This is a genomic window from Pedobacter aquae (assembly GCF_008195825.1).
GTDB lineage: Bacteria > Bacteroidota > Bacteroidia > Sphingobacteriales > Sphingobacteriaceae > Pseudopedobacter > Pseudopedobacter aquae.
Map to the genome: position 1 here is coordinate 1,664,508 of NZ_CP043329.1, position 13,567 is coordinate 1,678,074.

Below are 13,567 nucleotides of genomic sequence, written 5' to 3' on the forward strand. Positions count from 1 at the left end.
ATTATCATCCTTATTATGAATATAAAATTAAGTCTGATTGGACTTTTAACAGTTACTTTATTTTCAAACTGTAACTCTACAACCTCTAAAAGTTTGTCTACAGATTCTGCTACTACTGAGAACACTACTTTAAGCAGCGAAGCGGCAGATACAGAAACTGTACAAAAGGAACGTAAACCTGCTGATGCAAAAACTATTTTAGCAAGAAAACAAGTTCCTATCTTATGTTATCATCAAATTAGAGATTGGAAAGCAAGTGATTCTCAATCTGCAAAAGATTACATAACGCCAGTAGCTACTTTTAAAGAGCATATAAAAATGTTGGCTGACAGCGGCTATACTAGTATTTTGCCCGAGCAATTGTACAATTATTTGATTTATGGTGATGCTTTACCTAAAAAACCTGTTATGATTACTTTTGATGATACTGACTTAGACCAGTTTGAAGTTGGAAAGAAAACTTTGGATAAACATGGGTTTAAAGGTGTTTATTTTATTATGACGGTTGCTATTGGCAAACGTGGAAAGGTGAAATATATGGATAAAGCCCAAATTAAACAATTGGCTGATGAAGGTAATACCATTGGTAGCCATACCTATGACCACCAAAATGTTAAAAAATACCAAGGTGAAGATTGGGTTACTCAGATAGAAAAACCAACTAAAACTTTAAAAGAAATAACTGGAAAAGATATTACCTATTTTGCTTATCCTTTTGGTTTATGGAATAAAGAAGCTATTCCCGAATTAAAGAAAAGAGGGATGAAAGCTGCCTTTATTTTATCAACGTCTAGAGATGAGCAAGATCCTTTATACACCATAAGAAGAATAATTGCTAGTGGTTTTTGGAGTGCTAAAACTTTACATAATAGTATGGTGAATTCTTTTTCTGAAAAGAGGAATTAAAAATTAAAAAGGGAAAATTAAAAATTAAAAAGAAAAAAGCGGCGTTTTCATAGAAAAAAAAGCCGCTTTTTTTATGGTTCTCGTATTGTTTACCTCACTCTAAACACTATTTTATCTGAAGTATGAGTGCTAAAATAACCTAAAGCGCCATTGCTAAGATTAGTATCAGGGTTTGCAGGGGAGACAGGCGGGCCTCCATTCCCTCCTATTTGGGTTATAGCAAAAAAGTAACGATAAATTTCTGGGGTAATGTTTTGAAAATCAATCATGATTTCATCGCCTGAAACAATCTCCGGATCATCGGTAAAAATGGTATTCTCGATATAGTTACCGTTATTAAATCTATCGCTATCTACATAAAAGTTATTGATTTTTTTACTATTGATACTGATGACGTAGTTGTAAGCATTAACTTCTTGTGCTGGATCTTGATAGTGTACTTTTACGTACTTTCTGGTTTCTCCAAAGAAGGTGACTTCAGATACAGACAAAGAGTCTAATGTTACTTTATTAGGCATTTTAGACGTTGCTGTATAGGTTTTACCATTCACGGTTACACTTAAATTATAAGTTTTACCATAGCCTCCTTTAAAAATAATTGAGCGGTAAACACCTGGCTGGTCTTCTGTAAAAGTTAAAGTTGGACCACCAGTTTCTGTTACCCTAACTGTTGCATTTCTTATTGGCACTGTTTGAAATGACTGATTAAAAGGTACTGTTTGCGACAGATATATGGTTTGCCTTTCTGTTCTATCGGTTATTGCGGCTTCTATAACTACTGCTGGCTCTTGCTCTTTAGTATCTATTTCTATAACTTCTTCACAGGAAGTAAGCGCTAGTATGCTTAAAAAAACTAAGATGAATATATTGTTTCTCATGATTTTAAAATTTGAAATTCCAAGTTACAGATGGGATGACACCAAATAATGCCGTTTTAATTACTTGTGTTTGAGCAGGATTGTTAGGGTTTTCTTCATAACTTAATGAGAAAACATTTTTTCTATTATAAACATTATAAATACCAAAAGACCAGCTTGATTGATATTTTTTACCAGGCTTGCCTTCTAGCGTTGCAGAAAAATCAAGTCGGTGATAATCTGGTGCTCTGTAGGCATTTCTTTCTGAATAGTAAAAAACAGTTGTACCACCTAATTGATATTTACCTTCTGGCGCTGTTATGGCGTTACCTGTGTTGTAAACAAAAGTTGAAGAAAGTGTCCAACGTTTGCTTGCTTTATAAATACCTACCAGAGAGATATCATGTGTGCGATCTTGAAATGCGTTAAACCATTTCCCGTTATTGATTTGATTAAACTGTCTTTCTGTTTTTGATAAGGTATAACCTATCCAGCCGTTAAAATCACCAAATCTTTTTTTCAAGAAAAGCTCTATACCGTAAGCTCTTCCGTCACCATATAATAAATCTGCTTCAACGTTTTGATTTCCTCTTAAATCGGTACCGTTTCTATACTCGATTTGGTTTTGCATCCATTTGTAATAAACCTCGGCAGAGAACTCGTAAGTATTATCTTTAAAATTACTAAAATAACCTAGGGCAACTTGGTCTGCAATTTCTGGTCGGGTATTATTACTACTTAAAATATAAATATCTGTTGGAGAAGTTGCTGTTGAGTTAGACATGAGGTGTAAATTCTGTGTATTTCTGGTATAAGAACCTTTTACAGATTTAGTCTCATTAAACTGATAACTTGCAGAAAGCCGAGGTTCTAGATTGAGGTAGGATTGTACAACTTCACCAGCGCTATAAAATGTTGAGTTTATTTCATTTCCATCACTATCATACTCTTTAAAATTACCTGCACCAAGCAAAGCAAAAGAGCTTAATCTTAAGCCATAGGCTAGATTAAAATTATCTGATGCTTTCCATTCATCAGAAACATAAATAGCAGTTTCTATTCCTCTTCTATTTTCTACCATAGCCGGATTAACGCTTGAATTTTCGCTTGCAGTAATTCTACCTGGTTCTATTGTATGATGAATAGCATTAATACCAAAGCGGATATCGTGGTTATTTAAGGCATATTGAAAATCTTGCTTGAGGTTAAAGTCTCTGATGATAGAGCTCACTTTGAAATCATTCCCTTCTAATTGATTTTCGATGACATAATCGTAATTAGAATAAATGAAAGAGGTATTAGAGAACAATCTGTTAGAGAAAATATGGCTCCAACGTAACGTAGCGGTGGTATTTCCCCAATCAAAACCAAAAGCTTGGTTTAAACCCAGTTTATCTCTACCAAAATACCCGGATAAGTAAAGGGTATTTTTATCGTTCAGTTTAAAATTGGTTTTGGCGTTTAAATCGTAAAAAAACAAGGTATTACCTCTTAGAGATGTATCAGGTGCGAAGGCTAAAAAAGCATCGGCGTAGGTTCTTCTTCCGCTAATCATGAAAGAACTTTTTTCTTTTTGGATTGGGCCTTCTACTTTTAAACGTGAAGATATTAAGCCTATACCGCCTTCTGCTGTAAAGTTATTTTTATTACCATCATTCATCCTGATATCTAAAACAGAAGATAATCGTCCGCCGTATTGTGCTGGCATACCACCTTTATAAACGGTAACATCTTTTATAGCATCAGAATTGAAGGTGGAGAAAAAACCTAAAAGGTGTGAAGCATTGTAAACAGGTGCTTCATCTAACAAAATTAAATTTTGGTCTATAGCGCCTCCACGTACATAAAAACCAGAATTTCCATCGCCAGCAGGCTTAATACCGGGTAGTAATTGTAAGGTTTTTAAGATGTCACGTTCTCCAAATAAAACCGGAATACTTTTAATATCCTTTACATCTAACTTTTCTACACCCATTTGTGGGTTGGTTACATTATCATTTCTTTTTACCGAGCTTACAACAATTTCTTCTAATTGCGCTGCTGGTTCTAAACTAAAATCGAGTTTTAGATTGGTGTTTAAATCTATTTTTCTGATAATAGGTTTGTAACCAACATAGGTAATAGCTAAATCATATGTACCTTGTGGTAAAGAAATAGAGAAGTAGCCATAGGCATTTGTTGTAGTGCCTGCTTGTTTTATTCCGCTTAATTTAACACTTGCACCTATTAATGTTTCCCCGGTTTGGCCATCAGTAATAACACCATTTAAGCTATATATTTTTTGCGCAGAAGCAGAAAAAGTAAAAATTAACAAGAATAGGGTAAATGCAATATTTTTAAAACACATATTTAAAGGGCGAATAATTTTCATTGATAACTAAAAAAAAGCTATACAGTTTTAAGAAAAATTTTATTTCTCTTGATTATTGATGTTTTCTAAATCCATAAGCTCTAGTTTAAGAGCATTTGCGGAGATTTGTATCTCTCTGAAAGATAAAAACAAAGAAATCATCAGTAAAAATAAACTTAAACCAAAAACATATTGTGCTAAAACTGTAAGGTTATAGTAGATAAGAAACATACATAAAACACAAAAGAAAAAGCTTAAAATACCAAAGCCTTGCATGTTACGAATTAAGAAAATACGCTTTTTAATGTTTAGAAGCTGAGCTAAAAGATTTTCACTTCTGTTTTCTAGATAAACGCTTTTCATGCTTCTAACTAAACTGGCTAATGCTAAAAACCTGTTGGTGTAAGCTAATAAAAGCAGTGAGATAGCCGAGAACAATAATGCAGGTGTGGTTAAAGTAAATTCCATTTTTAATAGATACTTAATATTTTTATTTCTTTACTATTTAAGACCAATGTATCATTCATTTGTTTTCCTTGAAGGTTTTTCCCTAGCGGGGATACTGGAGAAATAACAAATATCTTAGATTTATTGATGTTTACTTCGCCTAGCGCTACAGTAATAAAAAAATAACCCATAGACGTTTTTACATAACTACCAGGTATTATTTTATCTGATTTTTTATTGATAGCGATATTTTTAAGCGTAAATAACTGCTGATTTGCATCTGCTAGTTGCTTCTCTAAACGGTTAATTTCTTGTTGCAACATTTCTCTGCTGGTTTCATATTTATCACCCATGCTACTTTTGGTATCGTTTTTGGATGATTCTTTAACGCTTTCTATGCTGCTTTTAATTTCTGTAATTTTCGAATTTAAAACAGTTAAACAAGTATTAAATACTTCTTCTTTTGTGGCTTCCATCATTTTTCTTAGAAGCTATAAAAGTGGATAAAAATTAAATTAAAATCATCACTACTATGAAATCTTTTATTTTAATAGCTTTTTGCTTCATTTTTTTGGCAGCTTGCCAGCAGAATAAACCTAATAATCCAGGAATTCCTTCTAATAATATGCCCGCAGACTCTGTACCGGGTGTTGATAGTTTAACGAGGGATAGTTTGTAGGTTGTTAGTTGGTTAGGTTGTTAGGTGGTTAGGTGATTGGTGGGTTAGGTGGTTAGTTGGTTAGGTTGTTAGGTGATTAGGTTGTTAGTTGGTTAGGTTCTTAGGTGGTTTGGATGTTAGGTGGCTAGGTTGTTAGTTGGTTGGTTTGTTAGGTTGTTAGGTGATTGCCTGGTTAGTTGGTTAGGTGGGAATATCATAGCCTTTGATGATTTAAAGGCTATGAATAATAATTTTATTAAAAAAATTTTAGAGAGCCATTAGCTGGCTAATTCTAAATCTAATTGTTGTATCCAATTATTAAATAATTCTTGTTCTATTTCTACTGCCTTTTTAGCGTGTACTTCCCAATCTGTAGAGAAATTTTTAAGTTGAGCTAACATTTCTTCTAAATGGCCCTCTTCTTCTGCTATAATAGATTTTACATTTACTTTACTACCCGCTGCACTCAACTCGTTTTGGTAAATTGGGTAAATTTCATCGGCTCTTACTTCAATAGCGTAAGTTACCAGTAAATAAGCTGCAAACTTTAAATCTTGTCCTTTTAAGTTCAAAGTATCTTTCAAGTATTTACAAACTTTAACATCTAACAAGCCCAAATAATATTTACTTGCAGCAGGCGCTAATAAATGCTGGTCGTGATAATTTGGACAAATATCTGTAGCAATTTTTTCTATTTGCTTTTTAAGATAATAAGCGTGTCTGTGTTCTTCAGCGGCATGTTTTAAAATAATTAAGCTAACGTTTTTCTTATCTTCAGAAGCCGATATTTTTCTTGCCCCGGCATTTTCCATAAAAGAAAGTGTATTTAGCCATTTTGCATGTGTGGTAGCATTGGCAACCACTTTGTTTAGTATTTTTTGTAAAGCCATATCTCTAAAATTCTTCTAACGCTAATTCAATTTGTTGGTAAATATAATGCAGGTCATCATCACTTATGCAATAAGGAGGTAAAATATAAAGGATATTTCCTAAAGGTCTTAAAATGATACCTCTATCTAAAAAGAAATGATACAGCTTATCTCTCAGATTATTAAAATAAGATGTTTTTGAATCGTTTAACCATTCTAAAGCGATGATAGTACCTGTTTGTCTAACCTCTTTTAATTTTGGGTGATGTTGGATTTTATCTTTAAACTGTTGATGATTTTGTGCTACCCTATTGATATTAGCCATTGTTTCTGGCTGAGTCAAAATATCAAAACTAGCACAAGCCGCGGCACAGGCCACAGGGTTAGCCGTAAAAGAATGTCCGTGGAATAAGGTTTTCAATTTATCATCAGACAAGAAAGCATTGTAAATTTCTAAAGTGCATGTTGTTAAACCCAAAGGCATGGTACCGCCGGTAATACCTTTTGAAAAACACATTAAATCTGCTTTGTTTTGTAAGTGGTCTGATGCGAAATATTTACCTGTACGCCCAAAACCTGTCATTACCTCATCTGCAATGGTTAAAACCTGCTCTTTTTTACAATGAGCAATAAGTTCATCTAAATGCTGGGCTTCATACATCAACATTCCGCCAGCACCTAATACTAAAGGCTCAAAAATAAAACAAGCCAATTCGGATTTTAGACTGGAGATTTTAGATTTTAGATTTTGCAAATTGTGTTTTGTAGGTAATTCAATAAACTCTACATCAAAAAGTAAAGCATCAAAAGGCCGTGTAAAAGCGCTTCTTCCACTTACAGCCATCGCACCAAAAGTATCACCATGATAAGCATCGGCGAAAGCCAAAACTTTTTTACGTTTTACATCTTGGTTAAACCAAAATTGTAAACACATTTTTATGGCCACTTCTACCGCTGTAGAGCCATTATCAGAAAAAAATACCTTTGCTTGGTTTGAGGGCAAAATGCTGAGCAGTTTGGTAGAAAGCTCTACCGCTTTGGGATGCGTAAAACCCGCAAAAATCACATGTTCTAAAGTGTTTAATTGCTTAAAAACCTCGTTTGCAATGTATGGATGACTGTGCCCATGAATATTTACCCACCATGATGAAACGGCGTCTATCAGTTTTTCTCCGTTTTCTTTAAACAAATGCGCACCTTCTCCCCTAACAATTGGAATGGGAGGCAAAGCATTTTTCATTTGGGTGTAAGGATGCCATATATTCTTTTGGTCTTCTGCAACTAAATCTATCATACAAAATGCTCCATCATTAATTTTATTACATGTTTATCAACGGGGAAGGTTAAATCTTCTGTTGTTAAAGTTTTCAAATCTACCAGTCGGAAACATTGTTTACAAGAGTTTTGCTCATCAAAATCAAAAGCTGTTGATACTAAAGGTATATCTAAGTTATTTTTAGGCTTAATTAGATAATATACAGCTATCAATTGCTCTTCAGAAAAGATAGATTGCACAAAAAAATCTGTGGTATAATAATGTTCAAGAATTTCTATTTCTAAGTTGCACTCTTCTATAAACTCTCTTTTTAGGGCATCAATAAGTCCTTCTCCTTTTTCTAAACCTCCACCTGGGAATTTGGTAAATTTAAAATCTCCTAGTTGTTCATCAGTAATTAAAATCTTTTGCTCTTGATTTATCAATAGCCCGTAAACCCTCACATTAAACTTATTCATATGGTTAAGACTTATATTACTTCAAAATGTTTGTGGTTTTTGGTGACATTATCAATATCCCAAGCTATTTCTTTTGTTTTAGGTTCTTGTCTTACCGGGCAATTTTCTACGTTACAATAATGGCAACATTGGAAAACACAGGGGTCTGTATGGATAAAAAGCTCGGTATTGGCTACATTTTCATTGATAATTTTATCGATATCAGTAATCTCGGCATGCACTTTATTTAAATCAAAATAATAAGGTAAAGTAACATGGCAATCTATATGTATAGCATCGCCGTAGCGTTGAATGCGTAGGTTATGAACATCTATCCAAGCTGGTCGTCTATTTATAGAAAGCTGCTTAATAACGTTTTCAACAATATTTACATCAGATTCATCCATTAAACCGCCTACAGAAAGTCGCATTAATTTATAGCCATTTGAAATGATATACAAAGCTAAACCCATAGAAATAAGGCTATCTAGCCAGTTTAAGCCTGTAAAAGCCATTACTAATAAACCTAACATCAGCCCAAAGCTACTAACAGCATCGGTAAGGAGGTGTTTACCATCCGCATGTAAGGTTAAAGAGTTTAAGACCTTTCCGCGGTTAACTAAATAAAAACCAAGAAGCCCGTTAACTAAACCGGTAAGCCCTATCAACAAAGAACCATCAAACAAATCTTTAATTTCTTGAGGATAAAAAGCGTTGTAAATACTTTTAAAAAAGATGATGATACCAGCAATAATAATTAAAACGCCTTCTACAAAAGCAGAAAAAAACTCGACCTTACCATGCCCATAAGGATGATTTTGGTCTTTTGGTTGTGAGGATAAGTAAATACTATAAAAAGCAAATGAACTTGCTATAACATTCACGATGCTTTCTGCCGCATCTGTTAAAATGGCGTTAGAGTGCGTGATAAAATAAGCGATAAATTTTACCAGCATTAATAAAAGGCCAATGGCAAGCGATAGAAATATGAGTTGCTTTTTTGACTTCACCTTGATGATTTTTTACAAACTTAGACAATTTGCTATTGCCCTAAAGAAAAAACTATTCCTATATTTGCGCCCAAAGCTTAAATCATGACAATTTTATCAACCAGAATTCAGAATTTAACAGAGTCACAGACTATTAAAATGGCCAAATTAGGCCGCGAACTTGCTGCCAAAGGCGTTAAGGTTATTAACTTAAGTTTTGGTGAGCCAGACTTCCATACACCACAGTATATTAAAGATGCTGCAGTAGATGCTATGGAAAAGAACTTTACGTATTACTCTCCTGTTTCAGGTTATCCTGATTTAAGAAAAGCTATTTCAGACAAATTAAAAAGAGAAAATAACCTTGATTTTTCACCAGAACAAATTGTAGTTTCTACAGGTGCTAAACAAGCTTTGGCTAATGCATTATTATGCTTAATTAACCCAGGCGAAGAGGTAATTATACCTACACCATATTGGGTAAGCTACTCAGAAATGGTAAAATTAGCAGAAGGCGAGTCGGTTTTCATTAACGCAACCGTAGAAAATAACTACAAAATTACGCCAGAGCAATTAGAAGCTGCTATTACCCCAAAAACTAAATTATTCATGTTCTCTTCGCCTTGTAACCCTACGGGTAGCGTTTACAGCAAAGAGGAATTAGCAGGTTTAGTTAAAGTTTTTGAAAAACACCCTCAGGTTTACATCCTTTCAGACGAAATTTACGAGCACATTAACTTTGTTGGTGGCCATGCTTCTATAGCAGAGTTTCCATCGGTAAAAGAAAGAGTCATTGTTGTTAACGGTTTCTCTAAAGGTTTCGCCATGACAGGTTGGAGATTGGGTTACTTAGCTGCAAGCAAAGAAATTGCTGCTGCTACAGATAAATTACAAGGCCAAACGACTTCTGGGACTTGTTCTATAACACAAAAAGCAGGCTTAGCAGCTTTATTAGGCGGCTTAGAAACTGTACACCAAATGCGTGACGCTTTCTTAACAAGACGCGATTTAGTTTTTGGTTTACTTTCTCAAATACCTGGTGTTAAGGTAAACTTACCAGAAGGTGCTTTCTATTTCTTCCCAGATGTTTCTTCTTTCTTTGGTAAAACAACCGAAGAAGGCAATGTCATTAGCAATGCAGATGATCTTTGTATTTACATCTTAAACGAAGCACATGTATCAACCGTAACTGGCGAAGCTTTTGGTAATCCAGATTGTATCCGTATTTCTTACGCAGCATCTGAAGAAGAATTAAAAGACGCTTGTAGCAAAATTACAGCCGCTTTAGCTAAATTAAAGTAAGCTATAATTATATAAAATTTTAGGAGAGGGTAATTTTTACCCTCTTTTTTTGTGCTTAATTTTTAATTAGAAAAGCAATGCTAGTACTACTATTAACCGATAGTCCGGTGCTTTGCTTTATTTTTGCCATTTAAGTCATCATGTAAAAAAAAATTAAGCTAGGCAAAAGATACCGCTGCCGCCCCGGTTTATTTGGATTAGGTTATTGCTATTAAATCATTAGCACTTTTGTTAGAAGTCATAAGAGAAAGTTTTGTTGACTATCAAAGTAAATCTCTAGTTTAGCGTAACAAATTATTATAGTATTGAAAATAATAACATGGAACTGTAATGGAGCTTTCAGAAAAAAATTTGATACTCTCTTAGATTATGATGCGGATCTTCTTATCATTCAAGAATGTGAAAATCCACTTGAATCATTAAACTATGATTATCAAAATTGGGCTAAAAATCATCTTTGGATTGGTGATACTAAAAATAAGGGATTAGGAGTATTTGCTAAACCAGAAATAACTCTTAAAAAATTAGATTGGACAAATAGTTTCAAAAATCATACTGTAAAGCATTTTTTACCCTGTAAAATAGATGATGAATTTGATCTTCTTGCTGTTTGGACTCATAAAAACAATTCTCCAAATTTTGGATATATAGGTCAAATATGGAAATATTTACAAGTTAACAAACATAGAATAAATAAAACTATTATAGCTGGAGATTTTAATAGCAATACTAAATGGGATGAATGGGACCGCTGGTGGAATCATTCTGACGTAGTAGAAGAACTAAAACATCTTGGTATTGAAAGTATTTATCACAAGTTAACGGAAGAAGAACAAGGTAAAGAATCTAACCCGACTCTTTATTTTCAACGTAAATTATCAAGACCTTACCACATTGACTATATTTTCGCTTTTAAAGAAATTATTGAAAGAACGACTACATTTAAAATTGGAGAAGTATCTAAATGGATTAAATTAAGCGATCATATGCCTATTTTCCATGAGTTTATTTAGTCTTTATTTTATCAATAGTCAATTACTATTTAGACCTAATCGCCTCAACAGGATCTAATCTGGCAGCAGAAAATGCTGGCCAAAAACCAGAAATCACACCAATGATGATAGAAATTGAAATTCCTCTTATAATATTCCCCATATTCAAGACAATTTCAAAATCGAAACCATACGTGGCTATTAAGGTTAAAGCATAAACCACCGCCAAACCTAGTAAACCACCAATTAATGATAATGCAATAGCTTCAAACAAAAACTGCATCAGAATAAAATAGTTCTTAGCACCTAAAGATTTTTGTATGCCTATAATATTAGTTCGTTCTTTAACAGAAACAAACATGATGTTGGCTATACCAAAACCTCCTACTAAAATAGAGAAACCACCAATAATCCAACCGGCTACGTTTACTATGGCAAACATTTGATCTAATTGGCCAGATAAAATAGTGGTTTTATTTAAAGCGAAATTATCATCCTCAACCGGGCTTAACCTTCTAATAGAGCGCATAATCCCTTGCAATTCACTTTCTACATCTTCTACGGCTACGTTTTCTTTACCTCTTATAGCTATTTGTGGCCCATAGTTATCTCCTTCAACATCGATAACGTTTCTGGCAAAATTTAAGGGTAATAGCAATAATTTATCAGCGGTAACACCCAGCATATCCTCACCTTCTTTAGCAAAAACGCCAATTATCTGTACATTTCTGCCTAAAACTTTTATTTGCTTTCCGGTTGCGCTTTGGTTAGGGAATAAACCTTCGGCAATATCGGCACCAATTAAGCAAACTGCATTACCACTTCCAGATTCTCCTTCGGTAAAATATCTACCCTCTGTTAAATCAAAACTCCATGTCTTATCATATTCGTGTGAAGCAGCAGAAACCTCTACGCCTTCTATACTATTGCTTCTATATTTTAATGTTCTATTTGATAAACCAATCTGATAAGAAATACCATCAGCTAAAGTTACTCGCTCTTTTAAAGCTTCATAATCTCTTAAACTAGCATTTGGTCTTTGCATATATTTCCACCATGGGTAATCGCCAAAACCACCCCAAGGCCATTTCTGCACAAATACGGTTTTACTTCCTAATTTATCTACACTTTCCTGTAAATTACCCCTAAAAGTATCTACCGCAGCAAAAACAGTGATAATGGTAAAAATACCAATAGTGATACCTAGTAAAGATAAAAAGGTACGTGTACGGTTCTGTCTTAAGGCATCGTAAGCAAAAAGAAAGCTTTCTTTAAAAAGTTTTAAAAACAACATATGGTATAAGACAGTTTAAAAGATGAAAAGTTACAGTTTTTAATTATTAAATTTCACAAAATAGCGGTTTAATAGGGCATTATTTTATTGAATTTATTTTTCCTAAATTTGCGCTCCAAATATTTGTTTCAAAACATATGAAATTATCACAATTTAAATTCCATTTACCAGAATCTCTTATTGCTCATCACCCGGCAGAAACCCGCGATGAGTCTCGTTTAATGGTTCTAGACAAAAAAACAGGACATATAGAGCATAAGCTTTTTAAAGACGTATTGGGTTATTTTGAGGAAAAAGATGTGATGATTTTGAATAACACTAAAGTTTTTCCTGCCCGTTTATATGGTAATAAAGAAAAAACTGGTGCCACTATAGAAGTTTTCTTATTAAGAGAGCTAAATAAAGAGTTAAGATTATGGGATGTTTTAGTAGATCCTGCTAGAAAAATTAGAGTTGGTAATAAATTATACTTTGGCGATGATGACTTATTAGTTGCTGAGGTTGTTGATAATACCACGTCTAGAGGTAGAACTATTCGCTTCTTATTTGATGGTACTGATGAAGAATTCCGTCAGAATATTGAAATTTTAGGTGAAACACCTCTTCCTAAATACATCAAACGTAAGCCTACTGCAGAAGATAAAGAGCGTTACCAAACTATTTTTGCTAAAAATGAAGGCGCTGTTGCGGCACCAACCGCAGGTTTACACTTTAGTAGAGAGTTATTAAAAAGACTAGAACTTAAAGGTATAGAATTTGCAGAAGTAACTTTACACATTGGTTTAGGTACTTTTAGACAAGTTGAGGTTGAGGATTTAACCAAACACAAAATGGATTCTGAGCAAATCATCATCACCCAAAAAGATGCTGATATTGTAAATAAAGGTATTGCAGACAAAAGAAAAGTTTGTGCTGTTGGTACAACTGTAATGAGATCTATAGAATCTGCAGTTTCTGCAAGTCATACTTTAAAACCAATTAACGATTGGACATCAAAATTCATTTTCCCACCTTACGATTTTAGTATTGCAAATTGCATGATTACTAATTTCCACACACCAGAATCAACATTATTAATGATGATTGCTGCATTTGGCGGTTATGAAAATGTAATGAATGCTTACGAAGTTGCTGTAAAAGAAAAATATAGATTTTACAGTTATGGAGATGCCATGCTGATTATCTAAACA

The 13,567-nt window shown here is 33.7% G+C and carries 14 protein-coding genes; 5 read left to right on the forward strand and 9 right to left on the reverse strand.

The window, feature by feature from the left end:
• Positions 1-15 precede the first annotated feature (15 nt).
• On the forward strand, positions 16-906 hold the full coding sequence (locus FYC62_RS07200) for a polysaccharide deacetylase family protein (protein ID WP_039450735.1): 891 nt from the start codon (positions 16-18) through the stop codon (positions 904-906).
• Between the two features lie 89 nt (positions 907-995).
• On the opposite strand, the gene FYC62_RS07205 is transcribed toward FYC62_RS07200, so the two are convergent.
• Genes FYC62_RS07205 through FYC62_RS07220 form a run of 4 tightly spaced genes read right to left on the reverse strand, consistent with a single transcriptional unit; the run spans position 996 to position 5,039 of the window.
• Positions 996-1,784, reverse strand: coding sequence for a DUF4249 domain-containing protein (locus FYC62_RS07205; protein ID WP_149074468.1), 789 nt, complete (start codon positions 1,782-1,784; stop codon positions 996-998).
• Positions 1,785-1,788: 4 nt separating this feature from the next.
• Positions 1,789-4,134 (reverse strand): TonB-dependent receptor, encoded by a 2,346-nt coding sequence (locus FYC62_RS07210; protein ID WP_240534852.1) that lies wholly within the window; start codon positions 4,132-4,134, stop codon positions 1,789-1,791.
• 39 nt (positions 4,135-4,173) lie between these two features.
• Complete coding sequence (locus FYC62_RS07215; RefSeq protein WP_039450728.1) at positions 4,174-4,581, reverse strand: DUF2721 domain-containing protein; 408 nt, start codon at positions 4,579-4,581, stop codon at positions 4,174-4,176.
• Positions 4,582-4,583: 2 nt separating this feature from the next.
• Positions 4,584-5,039, reverse strand: a complete 456-nt coding sequence (locus FYC62_RS07220) for a GreA/GreB family elongation factor (RefSeq protein WP_149074470.1) — start codon at positions 5,037-5,039, stop codon at positions 4,584-4,586.
• A 53-nt stretch (positions 5,040-5,092) separates the two neighbouring features.
• Here FYC62_RS07220 and FYC62_RS17085 point away from each other — a divergent pair, with 53 nt between their 5' ends.
• Positions 5,093-5,239: a hypothetical protein gene (locus FYC62_RS17085; protein ID WP_168199405.1), complete on the forward strand. Its 147-nt coding sequence runs from the start codon at positions 5,093-5,095 to the stop codon at positions 5,237-5,239.
• Positions 5,240-5,496: 257 nt separating this feature from the next.
• On the opposite strand, the gene FYC62_RS07225 is transcribed toward FYC62_RS17085, so the two are convergent.
• Genes FYC62_RS07225 through FYC62_RS07240 form a run of 4 tightly spaced genes read right to left on the reverse strand, consistent with a single transcriptional unit; the run spans position 5,497 to position 8,810 of the window.
• Positions 5,497-6,108, reverse strand: a complete 612-nt coding sequence (locus FYC62_RS07225) for a hypothetical protein (protein WP_039450722.1) — start codon at positions 6,106-6,108, stop codon at positions 5,497-5,499.
• Between the two features lie 4 nt (positions 6,109-6,112).
• Entirely contained in the window at positions 6,113-7,381 is a 1,269-nt protein-coding gene (gene bioA, locus FYC62_RS07230) for an adenosylmethionine--8-amino-7-oxononanoate transaminase (RefSeq protein ID WP_149074471.1), read from the reverse strand.
• Positions 7,378-7,821 (reverse strand): NUDIX domain-containing protein, encoded by a 444-nt coding sequence (locus FYC62_RS07235; protein ID WP_149074472.1) that lies wholly within the window; start codon positions 7,819-7,821, stop codon positions 7,378-7,380. Before FYC62_RS07235 ends, bioA begins: the two co-directional genes overlap by 4 nt.
• Positions 7,822-7,832: 11 nt before the next feature.
• Entirely contained in the window at positions 7,833-8,810 is a 978-nt protein-coding gene (locus tag FYC62_RS07240; RefSeq protein ID WP_039450713.1) for a cation diffusion facilitator family transporter, read from the reverse strand.
• Between the two features lie 84 nt (positions 8,811-8,894).
• Here FYC62_RS07240 and FYC62_RS07245 point away from each other — a divergent pair, with 84 nt between their 5' ends.
• Positions 8,895-10,091 carry a pyridoxal phosphate-dependent aminotransferase gene (locus FYC62_RS07245; protein ID WP_205943820.1) on the forward strand — a complete coding sequence of 399 codons (1,197 nt, stop codon included), beginning with the start codon at positions 8,895-8,897 and terminating at the stop codon, positions 10,089-10,091.
• Positions 10,092-10,396: 305 nt separating this feature from the next.
• Complete coding sequence (locus FYC62_RS07250) at positions 10,397-11,104, forward strand: endonuclease/exonuclease/phosphatase family protein (RefSeq protein ID WP_149074473.1); 708 nt, start codon at positions 10,397-10,399, stop codon at positions 11,102-11,104.
• 25 nt (positions 11,105-11,129) lie between these two features.
• On the opposite strand, the gene FYC62_RS07255 is transcribed toward FYC62_RS07250, so the two are convergent.
• Positions 11,130-12,377, reverse strand: a complete 1,248-nt coding sequence (locus FYC62_RS07255) for an ABC transporter permease (RefSeq protein WP_039450711.1) — start codon at positions 12,375-12,377, stop codon at positions 11,130-11,132.
• A gap of 137 nt (positions 12,378-12,514) precedes the next feature.
• On the opposite strand from FYC62_RS07255, the gene queA reads away from it, so the two are divergent.
• Entirely contained in the window at positions 12,515-13,564 is a 1,050-nt protein-coding gene (gene queA / locus FYC62_RS07260; protein WP_039450708.1) for a tRNA preQ1(34) S-adenosylmethionine ribosyltransferase-isomerase QueA, read from the forward strand.
• Positions 13,565-13,567: the final 3 nt, after the last annotated feature.

Coding starts and splice junctions, on each gene's coding strand:
- FYC62_RS07220 (WP_149074470.1), bottom strand. CDS start 5,039: ATGATGGAAGCCACAAAAGAAGAAGTATTTAATACTTGTTTAACTGTT.
- FYC62_RS07200 (WP_039450735.1), top strand. CDS start 16: ATGAATATAAAATTAAGTCTGATTGGACTTTTAACAGTTACTTTATTT.
- FYC62_RS17085 (WP_168199405.1), top strand. CDS start 5,093: ATGAAATCTTTTATTTTAATAGCTTTTTGCTTCATTTTTTTGGCAGCT.
- FYC62_RS07245 (WP_205943820.1), top strand. CDS start 8,895: ATGACAATTTTATCAACCAGAATTCAGAATTTAACAGAGTCACAGACT.
- FYC62_RS07235 (WP_149074472.1), bottom strand. CDS start 7,821: ATGAATAAGTTTAATGTGAGGGTTTACGGGCTATTGATAAATCAAGAG.
- FYC62_RS07255 (WP_039450711.1), bottom strand. CDS start 12,377: ATGTTGTTTTTAAAACTTTTTAAAGAAAGCTTTCTTTTTGCTTACGAT.
- FYC62_RS07215 (WP_039450728.1), bottom strand. CDS start 4,581: ATGGAATTTACTTTAACCACACCTGCATTATTGTTCTCGGCTATCTCA.
- bioA (WP_149074471.1), bottom strand. CDS start 7,381: ATGATAGATTTAGTTGCAGAAGACCAAAAGAATATATGGCATCCTTAC.
- FYC62_RS07225 (WP_039450722.1), bottom strand. CDS start 6,108: ATGGCTTTACAAAAAATACTAAACAAAGTGGTTGCCAATGCTACCACA.
- FYC62_RS07210 (WP_240534852.1), bottom strand. CDS start 4,134: ATGAAAATTATTCGCCCTTTAAATATGTGTTTTAAAAATATTGCATTT.
- FYC62_RS07205 (WP_149074468.1), bottom strand. CDS start 1,784: ATGAGAAACAATATATTCATCTTAGTTTTTTTAAGCATACTAGCGCTT.
- queA (WP_039450708.1), top strand. CDS start 12,515: ATGAAATTATCACAATTTAAATTCCATTTACCAGAATCTCTTATTGCT.